This is a genomic window from Pseudomonas sp. GM60 (assembly GCF_000282415.1).
Taxonomy (GTDB): Bacteria; Pseudomonadota; Gammaproteobacteria; order Pseudomonadales; family Pseudomonadaceae; genus Aquipseudomonas; species Aquipseudomonas migulae.
The window spans coordinates 12,780-36,722 of record NZ_AKJI01000090.1; the positions used below are offsets into that span (position 1 = coordinate 12,780).

Below are 23,943 nucleotides of genomic sequence, written 5' to 3' on the forward strand. Positions count from 1 at the left end.
ACATGAACACCACCGCCCTCGAACCTTCGGTAGACGTTTTCCAGACTTCGGCTCAGCAGGCCTTTTATTTGCGCGCTCAGGAGCTGGGCGGACAGCCGCTGTTCGCCGCCCTGACGGTACCGGTTGACCAGGCTGTGGAGGCGCAGGCATTGCGTGCGGCACTGGATAAACTGGGCCAGCGCCATGAAACCCTGCGCACGGTCTATCGCCGACTGCCGGGGATGAAATGGCCGGTACAGAGCCTGTGCGACGAGTTGCCGGTCGCGTTGCTGGGGCGCGTGTCTTCGCTGGATGAAGCGCTGAGTCGCAGCCGCGAAACCCTGGCTGAGGCGTCGGATCGGGTGCTGGTGGTGGCGTCAGTGGAAACCACGGACGGGCAGCATTTCGTCACCTTACTGGCGCTGGCCAGCAGCCTCGACGAAGCGTCGCTGCGGGTGCTGTCGGCGGAGCTGGCGAGCCTGTTGCGCGGCGAAACACTGGCCGACAATCAGGAAGACTTGCAGTACCTGGATTACACCGCGTGGCAGGAAGAACTGCGCGAAGAAGATATCGGCCATCAAGGCGCCGCGTTCTGGCGCAACCTGCAACAGCAGTTTGCGCAGGCCCATCGTCTGCCTTTTGAAAAGGCTGTTGAAGTGACGTTGGCTCGCCATCAGGCGACGCTCGACGACGGGGCATGGCTGGCTGATGTGCAACGGCTGGCCGCCGCTCAGGGCGTCGAAGCGCAGCGCGCGGCGTTGTTGCTGTGGAGCGCGTTTGTGGCGCGCATCGGCAATCAGGAAAAGTTGCTGATGGGCTGGGAAGTGGCGGGGCGCACCGAGCAGACCGAAGCGACCCTGGGGCGTTTCGCCCGCCGTTTGCCAGTAGCGTTTGATCACCGCAGCCACGAAACCCTGGCGCAAGCGCTGGCCTCGTTTGCTGGCAACGTCGAGCAATCGCTGTCCTGGCTCGACTGCCTCAACGAGTTCGAACTGAGCGCTGAAGTCGCGACGCCGCTGCGTTATGGCCTGGTGTATCAGGCCGATGCCGACGTGAACATCGAAGTGGACGACGCCAACCCGGAAGTCCTGCGCCTGCGGATTCAAGGCGAACAGTTGCAGCTGTCGTGCCTGGCCGGCGCGGTGCCCGAGTCGATGCTGGCAGCGTGGCTGGAACAGTTTGTCGAATTCAGCCGCCAGTTGCTGACCTCGCCCGAGCTGACCCTGGGCCAGGCCACTCAGGTCAACGCGGTGCAACTGACCCGTTTGATCGAAAACTTCAACCCGCTGGCCGTCGAGCAAGTACTGCCGCATCGCTACCTGCAAGACCTGTTCACCGAACAGGCACGCCTGCATCCGCAGCGCATCGCCGTCAGCGTCAATGGCCAACGCCTGAGCTACGCCGAACTGGATGCACGCTCCAACCAGGTCGCCAATACCCTGCGCGCCCAAGGCGTGGCGCCGGATGAAATCGTCGCGGTTTACGGTCAGCGTTCGCTGGAAATTGTTATTGCACTGCTGGGCACACTCAAGGCCGGCGCCGCTTACCTGCCACTCGATCCGAACTACCCGATCGAGCGTCTGGCGTTCATGTTGCAGGACGCCGCTGCACGCCAGGTATTGGCCTGCCAGCCACTGCCGGAAGCGTTGCACGGCGAGCGGGTGATTTCGCTGATGGCGCAGGCCGAAGTCTGGTCCGCATCGCAGGAACAGCCAGCCCCACTGGGCGACAGCGCCACTCTGGCCTACGTGATTTACACCTCCGGCTCCACGGGCAAACCCAAGGGCGTGATGATCAGTCACGCCAACGCAGTGGCCTCGACCCTCGCACGCAGCGCGTTCTATCGTCAGCCGTTGCGCGCGTTCCTGATGCTTTCGTCGTTCTCCTTCGACAGCTCGGTGGCCGGGGTTTTCTGGTCGTTGGGGCAGGGCGCGACCCTGTGCCTGCCGGACGAAGACAGCTACAAGGACCCGGCGCTGCTGGCGGCGCTGATCCAGCGTGAAGAGGTTTCCCACTACCTGACCTTGCCGTCCTACCACGCGCAGATTCTCGAACACCTCGAAAACCCGGCGCTGGCGTGTGTGATCGTGGCCGGCGAAGCGTGCAGCAACGCCCTGGTCGCACGACATCGCGAGGCCTTGCCGCAGGTGGCGCTGGTCAACGAATACGGGCCGACCGAAGGCACGGTCTGGTGCTCGGCGTGGGAACTGCCGCTCGGTCAGGATGACGACACCATCCCGATTGGCCAGCCGATTCCGGGGATGCGCATTCATGTGCTGGGCCCGGACCTGATGCCAGTGGCCGTGGGCGTCGAAGGTGAGCTGTATGTCGGCGGCACCGGCATTGCTCGCGGCTACCTCAAGCGTGCCACGCTGACCTCCGAACGTTTTGTGCCCGATCTGTTTGCGAAGCAGGCCGGTCAACGCCTGTACCGCACCGGCGACCTCGCGCGCTACCGCGCCGATGGTGTGCTGGAGTACCTCGGGCGGGTCGATCATCAAGTGAAAATCCGTGGTTTCCGCATCGAGTTGGGCGAGATCGAGTCCGCCATGCGCAGCGCCCCCGGCATCGAAGACGCCGCCGTCATCGCCCGTGAAACGCCGACCGGTCCGCAACTGCTGGGCTTCGTGATTTCCCCGGCCGACACCGCCGACATCCGCCTCAACGAATTGCGCAGCCACCTCAGCGAAGCGCTGCCGGAGCACATGCAGCCTGCGCGCTTGCAGGTGCTGGAACGTTTCCCGCTGATGCCCAACGGCAAACTCAACCGCCAGGCCTTGCTCGACCTCGACGTACGTCGCAGTGCCTTCGTCGCCCCGCGCACCGATCTGGAAAAAGTCCTGGCGGCGATCTGGGCCGAAGCGCTGCACGTGGAGCGGGTCGGCGTGCACGACAGCTTCTTCGAGCTCGGCGGTCACTCGCTGTTGGCAACGCGGATTCGGGCGCGGATTCAGGAAGAACTGAACCTGGCGATCCCGCTGAAGCTGTTCTTCGAAGGCGACACCCTGGAGCGCCTGGCGGCGGAAATCGAGCAGTTCCGTCAGCACAGTGAACACAAAGAAAACGATGTAGACGCGCTGGAAGCGTTGTTCGACGAAGTGGATGAGGAACACACGCGATGAGTGCTGCACCGGACAGAATGATGACCCTGGCCCAGCGTTTCTGCGGCTTGAGCCTGGACGCACGGCGTGCCTTGCAAGAAAAGATGCACGCGCAAGGCCTGACCCTTGAGCTGCTGCCGATCCCGCCAAGGGACCCGGCGGTCGACACGCTGCCGGCGTCGTACGCGCAGCAGCGCTTGTGGTTTTTGTGGCAGATGCAGCCGCAGGCGACCGCGTACAACCTGACCGGTGCCTTTCGCCTGAGCGGTGAACTCAACCGCGCCGCGCTGGCGCAAACCCTCGCTGCGCTGGTGCAGCGTCATGAAGTACTGCGCACCACCTTCGTGTTCGATGAGCAGCAGGTGCTGCAAAAAATCCACCCGCAGATGGACGCGCCGCTGGTCGAGGCAAACGCCGCCGACGAGGCCGAACTGCATCGCCAGGTCGGCCTCAACGCCGAGCAGCCATTCGATTTGCAGAACGGTCCGCTGATGCGGTGCCGGTTGATCCGCCTCGACGCGCAGCAGCATGTGCTGGTGCTGACGTTCCATCACATCGTCACCGACGGCGGTTCGCTGCCGATTCTGTTGCAGGAATTCACCCAGCTCTACGCGCAACTCAGTGCCGGGCAAGCGCCGCAACTGCCGGAGTTGGGCATTCAGTACGCCGATTTCGCCCGTTGGCAGCGCCTGTGGCTGGAGGCCGGCGAGGCCGAGCGTCAGCTTGCTTACTGGCGTGAACAACTGGGTCGCGAGCACCCACCGCTGAACCTGCCGGCCGACCGTCGTCGCCCGGCGATCCCGAGCCAGCAGGGCGCCAGCGTCGAGCTGAACGTGCCGGCGGCCCTGGCGTCTGCTCTGAAAGATCTCGCCCGTCGCGAAGGCTGCACGCTGTTCATGGTGTTGATGGCGTCGTTGCAAACCCTGTTGCATCGCTACAGCGGCGAACGGGACATTCGCGTCGGCGTGCCGATTGCCAACCGTACCCGTCAGGACGTGGAAAACCTGCTGGGCTTTTTCGTCAACACCCAGGTGCTGCGTACCCAACCCCATGCCGACCAGCCATTTTTGCAGTTGCTGGCCGAGGTCAAGGCGGCGGCACTGGGCGCGCAGGCGCATCAGGATTTGCCTTTTGAACAGTTGGTCGATGGGCTCGATGTCGAGCGCAGCCTGAGCCACACGCCCTTGTTCCAGGTGATGTTCAACCACCAGCGTGATGCCGGCGGCGAACAGCGCTGGGACTTGCCGGGCCTGAGCGTCGAGCCGCTGATCTGGGACGAAAAGACCACCAAGTTCGAGCTGATGCTCGACACCGTGGAGAGCGACGACGGCATCCACGCCTCGTTCGTCTATGCCACCGAATTGTTCGACGCTTCGACCATCGAGCGTCTCGGCCAGCATTGGCTGAATCTGTTGCAGGCGATTTGCGCTGATGGCTCGGTCGCCTTGGCCGACCTGAACATGCTCGCCGCAACCGAGCAGCACGCCACGTTGCTGGACTGGAACCGCAGCGCCGCTTCGCAAGCCACGAACACGCTGTGCGCGCATCAACTGATCGAAGCCCAGGCCGCCGCGCACCCGCACAACATCGCGGTGACCTGCGACGGCGCGACCCTCAGCTACGCGCAACTGAACGAACAGGCCAACCGCATCGCCCAGCGTCTGCGCGAACGCGGCGTCGGGCCGGACGTGTTGGTCGGGATCGCGCTGGAGCGGTCGCTGGAAATGATCGTCAGCGTGCTGGCGATCCTCAAGGCCGGTGGCGCCTATGTGCCGCTGGACCCGGAATACCCGCAGGATCGTCTGGCCTACATGCTGGCCGACAGCGGCACGCGCTTGCTGCTGACCGACTCCGCGCTGCTGCCGCGCCTGCCGTTGTCCGAAGGCATCGAAGTGATTTGCCTCGACCACGCCAGTGACTGGCTGAATGAGGCGTCCGTCGAGAACCTGCCGAACCTGACCTGCCCGGAAAACCTGGCGTACGTCATCTACACCTCCGGTTCCACCGGCAAACCCAAAGGCACCTTGTTGCCGCACAGCAACCTGACCCGCTTGTTCAGCGCCACCGAACACTGGTTCGGTTTCAACGCGAACGATGTCTGGAGCCTGTTCCATTCCTACGCTTTTGACTTCTCCGTCTGGGAAATCTTTGGCGCGTTGTTCTACGGCGGCAAGCTGGTGGTGGTGCCGCACGCCATCAGCCGTTCCCCGGAAGAGTTTGCCCGGTTGCTGTGTGATGAACGGGTCACGGTGCTCAACCAGACCCCGTCGGCGTTCCGTCAACTGATGCCGTTTGCTTGCGCCAATGCCCAGGGCATGGCCCTGCGTTATGTGGTGTTCGGCGGCGAGGCGCTGGACGTCGCGAGCCTGCGTCCGTGGTACGACGCGTTCGACGACCAGCAGCCGTTGCTGATCAACATGTACGGCATCACCGAAACCACGGTGCACGTGACGTACCGGCCGTTGTCCCGCGCCGACCTCGACGGCGCCAACAGCTCGCCGCTGGGCGAGCCGATTGCCGACCTGCGCTGGTACGTGCTCGACCCACGCCTGAACCCGGTGGCCAAGGGCTGCGTCGGCGAGCTGTACGTCGGCGGTGCCGGTCTGGCGCGGGGTTATCACCAGCGCGCCGATCTGACCGCCACGCGGTTTGTCCCGGACCTGTTCGCCGCCGAGGCGGGTGCACGCCTGTATCGCACCGGCGATCTGGCGCGCTATTGCGCCGATGGCAGCATCGAGTACGCCGGACGCATCGACCATCAAGTGAAGATTCGTGGCTTCCGCATTGAGCTGGGGGAAATCCAGGACCGCCTGCAAAGTCACCCGGCCATCGAACAAGCACTGGTGCTGGCGCCCGAGATCAATGGCAGTCAGCAACTGGTCGCCTGGTTCACCGTCACCCAGGACATCGCCGATTTGCGTCAGGCGCTGCGTGAACATTTGCAGGCCGGTCTGCCGGATTACATGGTGCCGGCGCATTTGCTCAAGCTCGACCAGTGGCCGCTGACCAGCAACGGCAAGCTCGACCGCAATGCGTTGCCCAAACCTGACGCTACGCTGGCGCAACAGGTTTACACCGCGCCGGTGGACGACCTGCAAGCCGAGTTGGCGGCGATCTGGCAAGACGTGCTCAAGCTTGAGCGCGTGGGGATCGACGACAACTTCTTCGAACTGGGCGGCGACTCGATCATCTCGATTCAGGTGGTCAGCCGTGCGCGTCAGGCCGGCATTCGCATCACCCCGCGTGACCTGTTTCAACACCAGACTGTGCAGAGTCTGGCGAAGGTCGCGCAGCGCAGCGCCGGTCTGGTCATCGATCAGGGACCGGTGCGCGGTGATGTGCTGCTTACACCGATCCAGCACTGGTTTTTCGAGCAGGCCATCGAGTCCCGGGACCACTGGAACCAATCGGTGCTGCTGGAACTTCGCGAGCCGCTCGACAGCGCGTGCCTGCAACAGGCATTGGCCGCGTTGCTGGAACATCACGACGCATTGCGCCTGCGATTGAGTCAAGTGAATGGCGTGTGGCAACAGGCTCAGGCCGAGCACTGGAACAACGCAGAACTGCTGTGGCAACGTCAGGCTGCGAACGCCGACGAATTGCTTGAACACTGCAACGCCGCACAGGCCAGCCTGAATTTGCACGATGGCCCATTGTTGCGTGCCTTGCTGGTGGACATGGGCGCGGGCGGTCAGCGCTTGCTGCTGGTGGTGCATCATTTGGCGGTGGACGGCGTATCCTGGCGTCTGTTGCTCGAAGATTTGCAAACAGCCTACGACCAGGCGCGTCAGGCTCAACCTGTGCGCCTGCCGGCCAAATCCAGCGCCTATCAAGCGTGGGCGGCGCGTTTGCAAACCCATGCGCAAAGTCCCGAACTGGCGAGTCAGGCCGCTTACTGGCAGCGCCAATACCACGACGTGGTGGTGGACCTGCCCGCCGATAATCCTCAAGGCAGCTTCGCCAGCCAACACGCCGTAAGCGTGGAAACCGTGCTCGACAGCACCTTCACCCGCCAACTACTGCAAGACGCCCCAGCGGCTTACCGCACGCAGGTCAACGACCTGTTGCTGACGGCGTTGGCGCGGGTGCTGGGCGACTGGACCGGCCAGCCATCGACCCTGGTCAAACTGGAAGGTCATGGTCGTGAAGACCTGTTCGACGACATCGACCTGACTCGCACCGTGGGTTGGTTCACCTCGATTTTCCCGGTCAAGTTGACCCCGGCCAGTGATCTGGCCGGGAGTATCAAGGCGGTCAAGGAACAGCTACGCGCCGTGCCGGACAAAGGCATCGGTTTCGGCATCCTGCGGTATCTGGCGCAGGCCGGTCTTGAGGATTTGCCGCAACCGCAAGTCACCTTCAACTACATGGGCCAGTTCGATGCCAGTTTCGATGAGCAGGCACCGTGGCGCCCGGCCCGTGAAAGCGGGGGTGCCGAGCAGGGCGCTTCGGCCGAGCTGGACCGTGGCCTGAGCATTAACGGTCAGGTGTACGCCGGGCAATTGCGCCTGAGCTGGACCTTCAGCCGCGACGTGTTTGCCGAGCACACCGTGCAGCGCCTGGCCGACGCCTATGCCGCTGAGCTGCAACGACTGATCGAACATTGCCTCAGCGGTGCCGGTGGCCTGACGCCGAGTGACGTGCCGCTGGTCCGCGTCGATCAGGCGCAACTCGATGCACTGCCACTGGCGGCGCATGAGATCGAAAACATCTTCCCGCTGTCGCCGATGCAGGAAGGCATGTTGTTCCACAGCCTGTTCGCCCCGGATGCCGGCGCCTACATCCCGCAAATGCGCGTGGACGTGCAGGGCATTGACGTCGAGGCGTTCCGCAGCGCCTGGCAACAGACGCTGGAAAACCATGAAGTGTTGCGCGCCGCGTTCTTCAGCGAGAGCCTTGGCTCGCAGCCGCTGCAAGTGATTCTGGCCAACGCCACGTTGCCGGTGACCGTGCTCGACTGGCGCAATGAAGCGGATCAGGCACACGCCCTGGAACGTCTGGCCGAAGACGATCGCCTGCGCGGTTTCGACCTGACAGCCGCGCCGTTGCTGCGCCTGACCTTGGTGCAGACCGCGAACGACACCCATCACCTGATCTTCACCAACCACCACATTCTGCTGGACGGCTGGAGCACCTCGCAGCTGTTCGGCGAAGTGTTGCAGCGTTACTCCGGTGTGATGCCGGTGGCGAGCGGCGGTCGTTATCGTGATTACATGACGTGGCTGGGCGGGCGTGATCGTGCCGCGTGCGAAGCGTTCTGGCTGGAGCAGTTGCAGGCGTTCAACGAGCCGACACGTTTGGCCGGCGCGATGCCGGGACCGGTCGCAGGGCAGGGCGACGGTCATCGCACCGTTCACCTGAGCCTGGACCGGGCGGCCACCGAACGCCTGAGCGGGTTTGCCCGTCAGGCCCGCGTGACGCCGAACACCTTGCTGCAAGCGGCGTGGCTGTTGCTGTTGCAGCGCTACACCGGCCAGCGCACCGTCGCGTTCGGCGCCACGGTGTCGGGTCGTCCGAGCGAGTTGCAGGGGATCGAGCAGCAAGTCGGCCTGTTCATCAACACCTTGCCGGTGATCGCCACGCCGCATCCCGAGCGCACGGTCAGTCAATGGGTGGACGAGGTGCAGGCGCTCAATCTCAAACTGCGCGATGTCGAATACACGCCACTGGCGGATGTGCAGCGTTGGGCCGGGCACTCCGGCGAGGCATTGTTCGACACGCTGCTGGTGTTCGAAAACTACCCGGTCGCCGAGGCGCTGGAGGGCGGTAATCCTAGTGCGCTGAAGTTCTCGGGTATAAGCAATCACGATCAAACCAGTTTCCCGCTGGCCATCGCCGCCGAGCTGGGCGAGTGCCTGGACCTGCGTTTCAATTACGACACCGCGCTGTTTACCGCCGAGGCCATCGACGGCCTGAGCAAGCGTCTGGTGGCGTTGCTCGATGCCATGGTCCGTGAGCCGCAACTAGCCTTGGGTCGCCTGAGCCTGCTCGACGCTGCGCAGACCGAGCAACAAGTGCAAGGCTTCAACGACACCGCCGTGACCTGGCCCGACGTGCGTCCGGTCCACCTGTGCTTCGAAGCCCAGGTGCTTAAAACCCCGGACGCCCAGGCTTTAGTGTTTGCTGGTCAGAGCCTGACGTATCGCCAACTCAACCAGCAGGCCAACCGACTGGCGCACTACCTGCGCGCCCAAGGTGTCGGCGCCGAAGTGCTGGTGGGGATTGCCGCCGAGCGTTCGCTGGAACTGGTGATCGGTCTACTCGCGATCATGAAGGCCGGTGGCGCCTACGTGCCGCTGGACCCGGATTACCCGCGCGAGCGCCTGGAGCATATGTTCGAGGACAGCGGCGTGCACGTGCTGTTGACCCAGCGTCATCTGCTGGCGCAATTGCCGATTCCCGCCGGGACCACGGCGATCTGCCTGGACGACAGCGCTCAGCTGGTCGAAGGCTTGAGCGACGAAAACCTGCCGTGCGTGGTCGAGTTGCAGTCGCTGGCGTACATGATTTACACCTCCGGTTCCACCGGTAAACCGAAGGGCGCGGCCAACCGTCACGATGCGTTGTACAACCGCATTGAGTGGATGCAGGGCGCGTACCCGCTGGACGGTCGCGACACCGTGCTGCAAAAGACACCGTTCAGTTTTGACGTGTCGGTGTGGGAGTTCTTCTGGCCGCTGATGGTCGGTGCGCGCCTTGCGGTGGCCGAACCGGGCGCCCATCGCGACCCGGCGCAGCTGGTGCGTTTGATCGAGCAGTATCAGGTCAGCACCCTGCATTTCGTGCCGTCGATGTTGCAGGCCTTTGTTCAGGGCGAAGGCTTTGAGCGTTGCGCCAGCCTGCGGCAGATCATGTGCAGCGGCGAAGCGTTGTCGGCGGATTTGCAGAACAGTCTGTTCCGCGTGCTGCCCGGCGTTGCTTTGTACAATCTGTACGGGCCGACCGAAGCGGCCATCGACGTGACCCACTGGACGTGCGTCGATGACGGCTTGATCAGCGTGCCGATCGGTTACCCGATTGCCAACCTGGTGACCTACATTCTCGACGACAGCCTGCAACCGCAAGTGGCGGGCTGCGTCGGTGAGCTGTACTTGGGCGGCATCGGTCTGGCGCGGGGTTACCATCGCCGTCCGGACCTGACGGCCGAGCGTTTTGTTGCCAGCCCGTTCGGCGCACAGGGCGAGCGGCTGTATCGCACCGGCGACCTGGCGCGTTACCGCGATGACGGCGTGATCGAATACGTCGGCCGCATCGACCATCAAGTGAAGATCCGTGGCTTGCGTATCGAACTGGGTGAAATCGAAGCCTGCCTGCTGGAACATCCACAGGTGCGCGAGGCGGTGGTGATCGCGCTGGATGTCGGTAAATCCAAGCAACTGGTGGCTTACGTGGTCGGCCAGTCGCTGGCACTCGATGGGCTGAAGCAGCACCTGCGCAACGCGTTGCCCGAGCACATGCAACCGAGCCATGTGATGTTGCTGGAGCAACTGCCGGTGACGCCGAACGGCAAACTCGATCGCCGCGCCTTGCCGCAACCCGATCAGCAAGTGCGTGAATACATCGCGCCGCGCAATGCCGTGGAGGCGACGCTGCAAGAAGTCTGGCAGGCGTTGTTCGAAGTGCCGGTCGGGATTCAGGACAACTTCTTCGAGCTGGGCGGCGACTCCATCGTGTCGATCCAGGCGGTCAGCCGTGCGCGCAAAGCCGGCCTGAGCATTTCGCCGAAACACGTGTTCAGCCACCCGACCATCGCTGAACTGGCGACCGTCGCCCAGGCTGTGGAGACCGAGGAAGCCGCGCCGGTAGTGGCTGCGCCGGCGCTGAAGATCGAGCTGAGCGAAGCGCAATATCAGGCGCTGGCATTGACGGCAGACGAGGTGGACGACGTTTATCCACTGTCGCCGATGCAGCAGGGCATGCTGTTCCACTCGGTGCAGGACGGCGACTCGGGGCTGTACGTCAACCAGATCGAAGTGGGCGTGCGTGGCGTTGACGGTCCGCGTTTCCGCGAGGCCTGGGCCGACGCCGCGCAGCGTCACGCGATCCTGCGCACCGCGTTCCTGTGGGAGGGCGACAAGGAGCCGCTGCAAGTGGTGCTGCGCAACGCACCGGCGCTGCTGACCGAGCTGGACTGGCGCGGTCTGGATAACCAGCCCGAGCGTGTGCGCCAATTGGCCACCGATGAACGTGAACGTGGCTTCTCGCTGAATCGTGCGCCGTTGTTGCGCCTGCTGCTGGTGCGTCTGGAAGACGACCGCTATCGCCTGATCTGGACCTACCACCACATCCTCATGGACGGCTGGAGTGTGTCGCGCCTGATCGGTGAAGTGCTGCGTCATTACAGTGGCGATGCGCAGGAACCGGTGGCCGCGTATCGCGACTACATCGACTGGCTCGGCCAGCAAGTCGCCGAGGCCAGCGAAGCGTTCTGGAAAGCCAGACTCAATGCCCTCGAAGGCGCCACGCACCTGGCCCGCGCATTGCCAGTGAAGGCGCCGCAAGCGGGTTATCACGCGATCTATACGCACCTGAGTGCGCAGCAGACTGCGCGTTTGCAGGCGTTTGCCCAACAACAGCAAGTCACGCTCAACACCCTGGTGCAAGCCGCGTGGCTGCTGCTGTTGCAGCGTTATACCGGCCAGCGCACGGTGACGTTCGGCGCCACGGTGTCGGGTCGACCGGAAACCCTCAACGGTTCGGAGAACATGCTCGGGCTGTTCATCAACACCTTGCCGGTGGTCAACAGCGTGCCGACCGAGGCGAGCGTCGGTGACTGGCTGCGCGAGATCCAGGCCTACAACCTGGATATCCGCGACTTCCAGCAAACCCCGCTCAGCGACATTCAACGCTGGGCCGGGCAGGGCGGGCAGTCGCTGTTCGACAGCATCATCGTTTTCGAAAACCAGCCGGTGGACCGCACGTTGCGCGAGTGGAACGGCGATTCCCTGCGCTTCGAAGATGTCTCCGACTTCGGCCTGACCAGCTTTGCGATGGACTTGATGGTCAGCCTCGATGAAGGGTTGCGCATCGAGTACATGCACCAGTGCGATCAGTTCGACCTCGCCACCGTCGAAGTGCTGCGCAGCCATATGGAAAGCCTGATGCAGCGTCTGTGCGACAACGCCGGGCGCGCCGTCGGCGAGATCGGTTTGCTGACGCTGGACCAAGGCCGGCAACTGGACGGCGAGCTGCCGACGCTGGCCGACGACCACGAACGGCCGGTGCACGAGCTGATCCGCGAGCGAGCGCGGCTGCAACCGGAGCACACTGCGTTGGTGCTCAGCTACGCCGACCGCGACGCCGAACAGTTGAGTTATGCCGAGCTGGACCGTCGTTCCGACGCACTCGCGGTGCACCTGCTGGAGCAGGGCGTGCAGGCCGAAGACGTGATTGGCGTGTTCATGGAACGCTCGCTGGAACTGGTGGTTTCGCTGCTGGCGGTGATGAAGTGCGGCGCCGCGTACGTGCCGCTGGACCCGCAATATCCGCAGGAACGCCTGCGCTACATGATGGCCGACAGCGACATGCGCTTGCTGCTGACCCAGGAGCGTTTGCGTGACACAGCGCAACTCAATCCGGGCACGCCGATGGTCGCCGTGGATCGCTTGAGCCTCGACGTCGAGGTGGCTGCGCCGCAAAACAACGTACACGCCGAGCAACTGGCCTACCTGATTTACACCTCGGGCTCGACCGGCAAACCGAAAAGCGTGGCCGTGGCCCACGGGCCGTTGAGCATGCACGTGCAGGCGATTGCCGAGCTGTACGAAATGGACCCGGCCAATCGCGAACTGCATTTCATGTCGTTCGCCTTCGACGGTGCCCATGAACGCTGGATCACCGCGCTGATCAGCGGCTCGACCCTGGTGGTGCGTGACAACACCTTGTGGACCGCCGAACAGACGCTGGCGGTGTTGCACCGTCAGCGCATCAGCGTCGCCTGCTTCCCGCCGGCGTACTTGCTGCAACTGGCCGAACACGCCGAGTTGCAGGGCGGCAACCCACCGCCAGTGCGCATCTATTGCTTCGGTGGCGATGCGGTGCCGGACGCCACGTTCGAACGGGTCAAGCACACGCTCAAACCGCAATACCTGGTGAACGGTTACGGCCCGACGGAAACCGTGGTCACGCCGCTGCTGTGGAAAATCGCTGCCGACGGTCACTGCGAGGCGATGTATGCGCCGATTGGCCGCCGCGTCGGCACCCGCAGCCTGCATGTGCTGGACATGGACCTCAATCCGTTGCCGGTGGGCATGGTCGGCGAGCTGTACATCGGTGGCCGTGGCGTTGCGCGCGGCTACCACCGTCACCCGTGGCAAACCGCCGAGCGTTTTGTTGCCGACCCGTTCAGCCGCGACGGCGGTCGCTTGTACCGCACTGGTGACCTGGTGCGCCGCCGCGAGGATGGCGTGTTCGATTACGTGGGGCGCATCGACCATCAGGTCAAAGTGCGCGGCTTCCGCATCGAACTGGGCGAAATCGAAGCTCGTCTGCGCGAGCAAGTCGCGGTCAATGACGCGCTGGTGGTGGTGCGTGACGGCGGGCAGGGGCCGCAACTGATCGGCTATGTGGTCGCGGCTGAAGACGACGGCCTGGGCCTGCGTTGCCAGGCGGCCCTGCGTGAAAGCCTGCCGGATTACATGGTGCCGACGCAGGTCGTGGTGTTGCCGCGTTTCCCGCTGACACCGAACGGCAAGCTCGACCGCAAGGCCTTGCCCGATCCGACCTTCGAGGGCCGCGAGTACGTGGCCCCGCGCACGCCGCTGGAATGGGCGCTGGCCGAGATCTGGCAGCAAGTGCTGGGCGTCGACAAAGTCGGCATCACCGACAACTTCTTCGAGTTGGGCGGCGACTCGCTGCGCACCCTCAAAGTGATCTCGAAGGTGCGGGCGCTGAATCAACCGGACTTCCAGTTGAAGCTGCGCGACATGATGGCCAAACCGACCATCGCCGGGTTGTCCGGTGTCGATGAGCAACCGCTCAAACAGAGCCCGGAACTGTTGCTGCTGTTGAACCAGCCGGTGGACGATCAACCGGCGCTGTTCTGCCTGCACGCCGGGTTCGGCACGGTGTTCGACTACGAACCGCTGGCCCGTCGACTGGAAGGCCAGCGCACGGTGTATGGCGTGCAATGCCGCATGTTGCTCGACCGCCAGTGGCACGACACTTCGCTGCAACAAATGGCCGCGGACTACGTCAAGGCGATCCGCCGCAAGCAACCGCAAGGCCCGTATCACTTGCTGGGCTGGTCGTTGGGCGGGGCGTTGGCGTTGATGGTCGGCGACCTGCTTGAACAGCAGGGCCAGCGTGTGGCATTCGTCGGCCTGGTGGACAGCTTTGTGCCGACCCAGGCCAACGCCGTCGCCAGTGTGGATGAGTGGCGGGCGGACCTGCGCGAGTTCCTCGGTGCGACCTTGAGCATGGACAGCGATGCCATTGCCCAGGCGTTGAGTGCCGAAACCACGGGTGATCAGGATGCAGTCGCACGGATCGTTCGCACGGTGATCGACACCGAAGGCGAGCAGGCCAGCGGTTACGCATTGCTGGGGGCCGATGAGTTGGCGCAGACGTTCATGGTCAGCATGCGCTTGAAGGCGCTGTCGCGGCAGGTCGAGACCTTGCCACTGCCGCACGCCGAACTGTGCTGCTGGTGGGCCGATGGCAACCCGACGGCCGAACGCGCGACGCTGGAGCGTCAGCAACCACGGCTGCGCAAAGTGCAAACCGTCGCCGCCAGCCACTTCGATATCCTGCAACGGGATGAATGCCTGAGCGCTGTGGTGACGGCACTCGGTCGCGAGGTGGTGGCGCAGGACTAAGGTTTTACCGCGCCAAAACAAGCTCGCCCTAATGAACGGCCCTGACGGTTCGTTTATAGGGCGAGCTTTTTTATTTTTTGGAGACCACCGCCCATGGCACTGCACCCGGACATCGAAGGTTTTCTAGAGCTGGCCGAGTTCGGCCGCCTCACCGGCAAAAGCCTGCCTATGCACGAGCTGGACCCGACCGAAGCGCGCCAGCAATTCGAACAAACCTCGCAGCTGCTCGACGCCGCACCGATGGGCGCGCTGACCGTGACTGCGGTCAGCATTCCGGCCCGCGACGGCCATCTGCTCAATGCTCGCCTCTACGCTCGGCCGTCACTGGGCACGCAGGAACGCCCGGTGCTGCTGTATTTCCATGGCGGCGGTTACGTGGTCGGCAGCCTCGATTCCCACGACACCCTATGCCGCCGACTGGCACTGGCGGGTGGTTTTGCGGTGCTGTCGGCGGATTATCGACTGGCCCCGGAGCATCGTTTTCCTACCGCCTACGAGGATGCCGAAGACGTGACGCGCTGGCTCGCCACCACCGGCGCCGGAGCCCTAGGGCTGGACCCTGCACGTATCGCATTGGCGGGAGACAGCGTCGGCGGCAGCCTGGTGGCTTCCTTGTCGATTGCTATCACCCAGAACCCGCAGGCCTGGCTGCTCACGCCACGGCTGCAAGTGCTGTTGTACCCGGTGATCGACGCCGTGGAAAAACGCCCGTCGCTTGCACGTTTCGCTGAAGGCTACCTGCTGGAAGCGACCACGCTGGAATGGTTCTATCAGCAGTATCAACGCAGCGTTGATGATCGCCGCGACTGGCGCTTTTCCCCGTTGTTCGCCGAAACCCTGCAAGGGCTGACACCGACCTTACTGTGGCTGGCCGAATACGACCCGTTGCTGGATGAAGGCCTGGCCTGGGCCGAAAAATTGCGTGCTGCCGGACAACCCGTAGTGCTGGACGTGAAAGCCGGAATGACCCACGACTTCGCACGGATGGGGGAGATGGTCCAGGAAGTTCCGGCGATGCTGGAGCAACTGGCGGCACAGATCACTGAAAGCCTGGGTTGATGCGTGATCTGTAGGAGCCGGCTTGCCGGCGATGGCCCCACCGCGGTGAATCAGGCAAACCGTGTCGCCTGCATCGTCGGAACGCCGCCCGCAGCAAGCTGGCTCCTACAACCTACGCAACTCCTGTAGGAGCCGGCTTGCTGGCGATAAACGATAACGCGGTCTACCTGACCGAAACCGCACAACCTCCTGCTTTTCCAGACAATCCAGCACCCGATTCATCGCCAATTCCGCCAGCAAGATGACTTGCGAAATGCCAAATTTTGAATAATGGCATTATGATGTTGTTGCAGATGACGGCTCAGGTAGCCTGTACATCGCAGACTGCAAAGCCAGTTTCACACCGCTGACGGTGATTTCCGGCGGCTGCAAACCATCCAACCTCAAGAAGCAAGGACGCTCAATGCGCACTCTGTTTAAGCTTTGGCTCGGCGCGACTATCGTTTCGCTGACCCTCTATCTTCCGTTCTATGTGTTCTCCAACAACGCCATCGACGCTGTCGAAGAGCTGACTCCCATTGACCTGATTCCGGTGACCGGGATGAAGGGCCAAGACCCGGAACAACGAGAGAACATGCTGAAAAGGATGGGTATCGATACGTCCATGGAGCTTGAGGATGCCTTGGACGACAATGATCGTTTATCCAATGTCGATATCGATTACGTGGACACCGATGAAGCCCGGCAGGTCGAGTTGACCAGTGGTCTCAAACTCGTGGCGGCAACAGCAGATATTGATGGTGGCAAGCAACTGAAGATCGTTTTCGGCGTTGTGCCGAAGCGCTTTCTGAAAAGTGCCGCTGGCGTTGCAGGTATCGTTGCTTTCCAGATTACCGATGGCAAGCATTCACTTGAGATCATCCATGGCTTGTCTGATGAGCTCTATCTGTGGACGTTGTTTGAGCCCACTGGAAAGGGCGGCGTCGAGTCCGTCGATCGAATGGTTCATCTGTTCGATGCGCATGTCGCCAGAATCGAAGAAGACAAACGTGCCCGTGAGCAGGACCAAGCTGCGCAGGCGAATGCCCAACGCTCAACCCTGGCAGTAGATACTCAGGCAGCTGCGCCACAGGCTCGCCAATTCGAGAGCCGCACCGTCGCGGGTAATCCGAGCCCTGAACAGGTCATTATTTTCCAGTGGGAAGGTCAGCCTGCTTACTGTGCGGATGAAGGGGTCGATGGCGCTAATTGCCGTGGCGATGGTTCCGCCTTCATTGGGCAGGGGTCTCACAAGGACTATATGGATTCCGGCAGTGCGCTCTGCATTGCAGGTGAGCCGGATTGCAAGCTTCCACAGTATTTTCCGGAAGACGTTCGAGGATAGTCGGCGTAGACGCTCTGGCCAGCAGCGCCCCTGGGCGCTGTATTGAAATCAAGTACCCCGGTCATACCAATCCCCAAAAACAAAACCGGGCCGCAAGCGGCCCGGTAATGTTCAGCATTTAACGTGTACAGCAATCAATAATTAGCCCGCAACGTCAACGTCAGATTACGTGGATCGCCGTAGAAGTTTGTCCCCCACGAAGCATCCACGCGATCGTAGTACTTTTTATCAAACAGGTTGTTGCCGGTCAGTGTCGCCGACAGGTTCTCGTTGAACTTGTAGCCCACCTGCGCGGTGGCGATGCCGTAGCCGCTTTGTTCGAAGCGCACTTCACGCTGGTACCAGGTCTTGCTGACCACACGCACGCCGCCGCCGACGCTGAAGTCTTTGAGCGGGCCGTCGGCGAATTCATATTTGGTCCACAGGTTGAAGTTGTGCTTCGGCGTGATGGTGCTGAAGGTGCTGCCTTCGGTCGCGTCGTCAGATTTCAACAATTTGGTGGTGGTGAAGGCGTAACCGGTGACGATGCTCCAGTTGTCGGTCAGGTTACCGCTCAACTCGGTTTCCCAGCCCTGGCTGCGCGCCTTGCCTTGTGCTTCGTTTCCACCGGTGTCGGCGTTGAATTGAGCACGGTTTTCATCGTAGATGCGGAACATCGCGATGCTGGCATTCAGGCGGCCGTCATAGAACTCGCGCTTGAGGCCGATTTCATATTGCTTGCCTTTACGCGGTCCGATGGGCGAATTGTCGCTGCCGAGCTCGCTTTGTGGCTTGAACACGCCGGTGTAGCTGGCGTAGGCCGACAGTTCCGGGGTCAGCTTGGCAATGATGGCGCCATAAGGCACGACCTTGCGGTTGATGCTGGTGTGGGCTTCGCCGAAGCTGTTGAAGAAGGCGTTGGCGTTTTTCGCGTCGCTTTCGTACCAGGTCACGCGGCTGCCGCCGATCACGTCGAGCCAGTCAGTGACGTTGAACTTGGCGCGGGTATAGAGGCCGTACTGGTCGGATTTTGACCAGTTGCCGTTGACCCGCTCATAGTCGTTCTTGGGAATATCGATACTGCCCGGGTTGTAGACGTTGATCGGGAAGTACTCGCCGCCGCCGTATTCGAAGTCTTTGTCGAGGTGCTGGTACTCGGCGCCCACGGTGAACTCGTGTCTGCGATCAGCGAATTCGAACGGCGTGGTGACGAAGCTGTCGACACCGATAGTCTTGATATGGGTGTAGTAGTCATACGCCACGGCCCAGCTGTCACCGGTATCCGGATCGACTGCACCGTCGGCCCAGGTGAAGTTTCGCTGCGGCGTTTCAGCGTCGCGGTAGGTGACGGTGGTCTTGAACTGACCGCCGTTGTCCAGCGCGTGATCGACCTCGGCGAAGGACTCCCAGACTTTCTCGTTCAGGGTGTTCCACTTGGCATCGACGAAGGTCGAGCGCGACACGTCCAGCAACTTGCCGTCGGCAAAGGCCGGCAAGCCGAACGCCGGGGTGGAGTGGTTTTGCTGGTAGGCGCCGCCGACCGACAGGGTGGTGGACGGGTCGAGGTCGAATTCCAGGCGACCGTAAACCATCGGGCGCTCGTTCTGGGCGGAGTCGACGAAGGATTTGTTGTTTTCGTAAGCGGTGATGAAGCGACCGCGTACGGTGCCTTGATCGTTCAGCGGGCCGGTGACGTCTACCATCGAGCGGTAGTGGTCATAGGAACCTGCGCCCAGCTCGCCGCCGAGGGCGAATTTGTTCAGGGCGCGCTTGCGCACCACGTTGATGGTGCCGCCGGGTTCGCCAGCGCCTTGATACAGGCCCGACGGGCCGCGCAACACTTCGACGCGATCGTACATCGCGAGGTCGAAGCTGGTGCCCATGTCGCCCTGGCCGGTCGGTTGCGATACGCCGTCAACCTGTACCTGGTCGACGAGGAAGCCGCGCATGTAGACGTCGTTCAGGCTGGAACCGGAGTTGTAGGTCTTGATGGTGACGCCGGTGACCTGGCGCATCGCGTCTTGCAGGCTGTTCATGTTCTGGTCGTCCATGCGCTGGCGCGTGACGACGGACACCGACTGCGGGATGTCCTTGAGCTTGATGTTGCCCTTGCCGATGCTCACTTGATCGGTGGTGTAGGAATGCGTGCCTTCAGTGGTAGGCCCCGGCGCCACGCCGGAAATGGCGGTCGCGCCCAGTTGCAGCGCACTGGAGTTACCCGCGACCGGAATCAGCGAAACGGTGTTGCCAGTCAGTTGAAACGTAATGCCGCTCCCCAGCAGCAACGTATTCAATGCCTGTTCCGGTTCCAGATTGCCGGAAACCGCCGTGGACTTGAGGCCGTTGACCATGTCCTGGCTGTACAGAATCTGCAGGTCGGTCTGTTGACCCAGTTGCTGCAGCGCGCTGGCCAGCGATTGCGCAGGCACGTTGACGTTCACCGGCGCGGCCTGGACCTGAGAGGTGCCCAGCAGCAACAGGGTCAGCAACGCACCCGGTACGACTGTTCGGAATTTCTTTTGCGGCGCGATGGCCAGTGCCAACGGCGCGCGGGACAGGGTAGGGCTTTGCATTGCTCAAATCGCTCCTAAGGTGTGCAGATTTTTTTAGTTAATGATAATTATTATTAGACGCATCACCCCGACGAAACCGGAAAACAAACTCCGAAAATCGTCGAGATATTGGGATTCAATGGAGCTCAGGCGGTCGCCCGTTCCGTCACCACACGGCCCGATTCCATGCGAACCAACTGATCGGCCATGTCGAAATAGCGGTCGTCGTGGGAGATGACGATGATGGTTTTGCCCAGGCGCTTAAGGTCCGGAAGCAGCTCGGTGTAGAAGATCCGGCGGAAGGTCGGGTCCTGGTCGGCCGCCCACTCGTCAAACACCAGCACCGGACGTTCTTCCAGCCAGGCATTGACCAGTGCCAGGCGTTTACGCTGGCCGGTGGACAGGTCGGTGGTGGTGAAGCTGCCATCCTTGACGCTGACCTTGTGCGCGATTTCCAGGCGTTGCAGGTATTTGTTGGCGTCTTCGGGAATGTGCTGATCGCCCTGCACGACGTCATCGAACAGGTAGTAGTCGGCAAAAATCGTGGTGAACAGTTGGCGATAGTCGTCACGGTTCTGCGCATCGACACCTTCGCCGTTGAGCAGGATTGCGCCTTGTTGCGGCGCATAAAGCCCCAGCAACAACTTGATCAGCGTGGTCTTGCCGCAGCCGTTTTCGCCGACGATGAAAATGATGTCGCCCTGTTCGATGGTCAGGTTCACCGGCCCCAGGCGGAACGCTTCGCTGCCCGGTGCAGCCGGGAAGGCATAGCTGACGTTGTCCAGTTGCAGGCTGTTGACCATGGTCGGTTTTTTGCCGGTGTCGTTGAGCAGCAAGTGCGGCTCGGGTGAGGAAAACCGGCTCGACAGTTCGGCGATGCGGCGGAAGGCAATCCGCGCCCGGCTGACCACCGGCAAGGTGCCGACCAGATGCTCGATAGGCCCTTTCATGTACAGCAGCACCAGGACGAAGCCGCTCATCACCGACTTGTCGGCGCTGGGCCAGAACGATTGCAGGGCCAGCGCGAGACCGATGACCACGAAGAACAGCATCGACCCCAGCGTCTTGGCGATCACGAAGGTATTGATCGAACGCACCTGGGTGTTGCAGATGAAGTCTGCCGTGCCCTGAATGCCCGAGGTGAACATGCGCTGGCGGCGCGGACGGTGAATGCGCAGTTCCTTGGCGCCGCCGGCGATGGCGTTGTAGTGCTTTTGCAATTCGTCTTCGGCGTCACGGGCGGCCATGAAGCCCTTGATGCCCTTGCCCTGTGCGTAGAACTGGATGCCGGTGCCGATGGCAATCGCCAGCACCATCATCAGGAACATCGGCCACGACAACAGGGCCAGGTAGCCCATGCAGCCGAGGGTCACGGTCAGGGAAATGGCCAGCGGCGCGAAGGCAAACGCGAAGTCGCTGATGGTGTCGACGTCATGGGTCAGCACCGGGATCAAACGGTGGCTGCGATAGCGTTCGATCTGTTCGATGGGCGCCGACAGCACCTTTTCCCCCAGCTCTTTGCGCAGCTTGGCGATGATGTGCTGGCCGACGTAGTTGGTGCCGATGTCCGAGCAGATCGAACTCGCCAGCGCCAACAGGCAAAGGCCGCCGAACAGTGCGACCACGCCCTGGGTCAGGCCGCTTTCCGAATGCAGGGCATTGTTGATCGTGGCCAGCAGCACCGTCACGCTCAGACCGCCCACCATGCCCAGAATGATCGACAGGCTGACCACCAGCCGGAACGGTTTCAGGAGGGTGAACAATTCATGAATTGCACCGCGCGTAGGCTGGGTCATGAGGAAACGGTTCCTTGGGTCTTGAGGCAGATACCCAGAAGAACGTGTGGCCAGGCGTTTAATTTAGACGGCCGCCGACTGGCGGCGGCCGGGGGGAAGGTGTGTCAGCCTTTGGACGGCAGATCGCGCACGACGCGGAAACCGATCCAGTCGCCACGGGTTTGCGGGTAGATGTTGTTGCGGTTGCCGGAGCGCGAGAACACCGGCGCTTCGCCCCAGTCATTGCCGCGAATCTGCAAGGCTTCGCAGTTGGGTTCGACCCACGCGCTGCCGTCTGTGGGGGCGCCTACGTAATCGCTGTGTTCGCAGTCGGCGATCCACTCGTAGACGTTGCCGTGCATGTCGTACATGCCAAAGGCGTTCGGCGGGTAGCTGCCGGCCGGGGAAGTGTAGCTGTAGCCGTCGGTTGGCCCGTAAGTATTGGCATGGGTGGCGATGCTGTACTCGGTGCCTTCATCGAACGGGAACGGGAACGGCCCCGTTGAACCGGCACGGGCGGCGTATTCGCGCTGGGCCTCGCTGACGATGTGGTAGTGCTGGCCGGTCTTGAGCGACAGCCACGCGACATACGCGCTGACCTCGGCAAAGTTCATGCACACCGCCGGCTGACGCGGGCTTTGTGGATAACGCGGCTTGCTGTTGATGCACTCGCGGCCGGGGCGGGTATCGCCGTCGGGAATGGTGATCCCGGTTTCTTTCAGGTACTGGTCCCATTCGCCGGCGGTGATCTGGTAACGGCTCATGGCGAACGGCTTGTCGAACGTCACTTCGTGCATCGGGCCTTCATCGGGTTCGCGACCGACTTCACCTTCCGGCGTGCCCATGGTGAAAGTGCCGGCGGGCAGCACCACCATTTCCGGGCAGTTGCGGCAATCCTTGAACACCTTGCCCGGCAGCGGTGCGGTGGTGGCCTGGGCGGCGCCGGGCAACGCGGTGCCGAGCAATGCCAGGATTGTCAGTGCCCCGAGTTGTGGGAGCGACAAGCCGAGTCTGTGCAGGATGTTTTTCATATGCATTCTCGCTAAAGGAAATCGGTGTTTCAGAGCTTGCTGGCCAACAACGTCATGACGCGGTCGATGTGCGCCTCGGTGTTGAGCAGGCCCGGCGACAGGCGAATGATCGGGCCGACATCGCGGTCCACGGCATCGCAGACCACGCGCTGGTCCATCAGGAAATTGGCGACTTCTTCGCAGTCGCGGTTCTTGATCCGGAAGAACGTGAAGCCGGCGGAATACTCCGGCGACAACGGCGTGACGAGCTCCACTGACGGATGCTCCTGCAAGCGCTTTTTCAGGTAGCTGTTGATTTCATGGATGCGTGCCTGAACCTCGGCCTTGCCCAGGTCCAGATGCAACTTGAAGGCTTCGGTCAGCGCCCAGCGGTGTTCAAACGAGTGATAGCCGCCGTAGGTCATGACCGTGGAAAACGTGGTTGCTTCGGAGAACGTCGGGATGGTCGGCGTGAGGTCCTTCATGTCATCGGAGCGCGCGCAGATGATCCCCGTGCCCCGTGGGCCAAACATCCATTTGTGGGTGCCGGCGATGAAGTAGTCGCAATGCATGTCCGGGAAATCGAGGTTTTCCACGCCGAAGCCGTGGACGCCATCGACCACATAAAGGATGCGATCCTTTTCCTCGCGGTCGCGGTTTTTCTCGGCGACCAGTTTGCCGATTTCGCCGATGGGCAGCTTCACACCGCTGCCGGAATGCACCCAGGTCATGCCGAGCACGCGAGTCTCAGGGCGAATGTTGCGGGCAATCGAGGCCAGTATTTCTTTCGTCGAAACCTTGTACGGGTCTTCGAACAATTTGATTTTACGGACCTTGGTTCCGTCCTTTTGCGTGCGGAATTCAAACACGCTGTTGGCGGCGTAGTGCTCATGTTCGCTGGTCAGGATTTCCTGATCCGGACGCACGTGAATGCCGGCGTAAATCATCGCCAGGCCTTCGGTGGTGCTGCCGGTCAGGGCGATCTGCGAAGGCTTGGCTTTCAAGTAGCGGCCGGCCCACACGCGCACGTCTTCTTCACGGCGTTCGGTTTCGCCGCGATGCCAGTCCATCGCCAGGCCGGGGTTGCGGTCGAGGTTGGCGCGGTGCATCTCGATGGCTTCGCGCACGGGACGAGGGTGTGAGGTCACCAGGAAATTGGCGAAATGCAGGTAATCGGGATCCTGATTGAACAGCTGGCGAAACTGCGCCCATTTGTCTTTGGGCAGCGGCGCCGGCGTGGCGGCCAGCGCCGGCAGGCTGACCGCTGAACCCAGGGGAATGGCGGCCGCGACAATGCCGGCCTGCTTGAGGAATGTACGACGGTTGGTCATGAATTCGGTTCGCTTGG

Annotated in this window: 8 protein-coding genes; 4 read left to right on the forward strand and 4 right to left on the reverse strand. The window is 62.3% G+C overall.

Going from position 1 to position 23,943, the window contains the following annotated elements; genetic code table 11:
* Positions 1 to 2: 2 nt before the first annotated feature.
* The 4 genes from PMI32_RS07915 (at position 3) to PMI32_RS07900 (ending at position 17,279) form a co-directional block, all read left to right on the forward strand.
* The gene (locus PMI32_RS07915; protein WP_008032310.1) at positions 3 to 3,101 is read left to right on the forward strand and encodes a non-ribosomal peptide synthetase; all 3,099 of its coding nucleotides are present in this window, start codon (positions 3 to 5) and stop codon (positions 3,099 to 3,101) included.
* Positions 3,098 to 14,896: a non-ribosomal peptide synthetase gene (locus tag PMI32_RS07910; RefSeq protein WP_008032312.1), complete on the forward strand. Its 11,799-nt coding sequence runs from the start codon at positions 3,098 to 3,100 to the stop codon at positions 14,894 to 14,896. The genes PMI32_RS07915 and PMI32_RS07910 overlap by 4 nt, the downstream gene beginning before the upstream one ends.
* Positions 14,897 to 14,989: 93 nt before the next feature.
* Positions 14,990 to 15,955 (forward strand): alpha/beta hydrolase, encoded by a 966-nt coding sequence (locus PMI32_RS07905; protein ID WP_008032314.1) that lies wholly within the window; start codon positions 14,990 to 14,992, stop codon positions 15,953 to 15,955.
* Positions 15,956 to 16,358: 403 nt separating this feature from the next.
* The gene (locus PMI32_RS07900; RefSeq protein WP_008032315.1) at positions 16,359 to 17,279 is read left to right on the forward strand and encodes a hypothetical protein; all 921 of its coding nucleotides are present in this window, start codon (positions 16,359 to 16,361) and stop codon (positions 17,277 to 17,279) included.
* Between the two features lie 134 nt (positions 17,280 to 17,413).
* Here PMI32_RS07900 and PMI32_RS07895 read toward each other — a convergent pair whose 3' ends face one another.
* The 4 genes from PMI32_RS07895 to pvdN all read right to left on the reverse strand — a co-directional run bounded on the left by PMI32_RS07895 (position 17,414) and on the right by pvdN (position 23,926).
* Positions 17,414 to 19,831, reverse strand: coding sequence for a TonB-dependent siderophore receptor (locus tag PMI32_RS07895; protein ID WP_008032317.1), 2,418 nt, complete (start codon positions 19,829 to 19,831; stop codon positions 17,414 to 17,416).
* Between the two features lie 125 nt (positions 19,832 to 19,956).
* Positions 19,957 to 21,606, reverse strand: a complete 1,650-nt coding sequence (locus PMI32_RS07890) for a cyclic peptide export ABC transporter (RefSeq protein ID WP_008032319.1) — start codon at positions 21,604 to 21,606, stop codon at positions 19,957 to 19,959.
* Between the two features lie 104 nt (positions 21,607 to 21,710).
* Positions 21,711 to 22,616 (reverse strand): dihydropyoverdine dehydrogenase, encoded by a 906-nt coding sequence (pvdO, locus tag PMI32_RS07885; RefSeq protein ID WP_008032321.1) that lies wholly within the window; start codon positions 22,614 to 22,616, stop codon positions 21,711 to 21,713.
* A gap of 29 nt (positions 22,617 to 22,645) precedes the next feature.
* Positions 22,646 to 23,926: a pyoverdine-tailoring periplasmic protein PvdN gene (pvdN, locus tag PMI32_RS07880; RefSeq protein WP_008032323.1), complete on the reverse strand. Its 1,281-nt coding sequence runs from the start codon at positions 23,924 to 23,926 to the stop codon at positions 22,646 to 22,648.
* Positions 23,927 to 23,943: the final 17 nt, after the last annotated feature.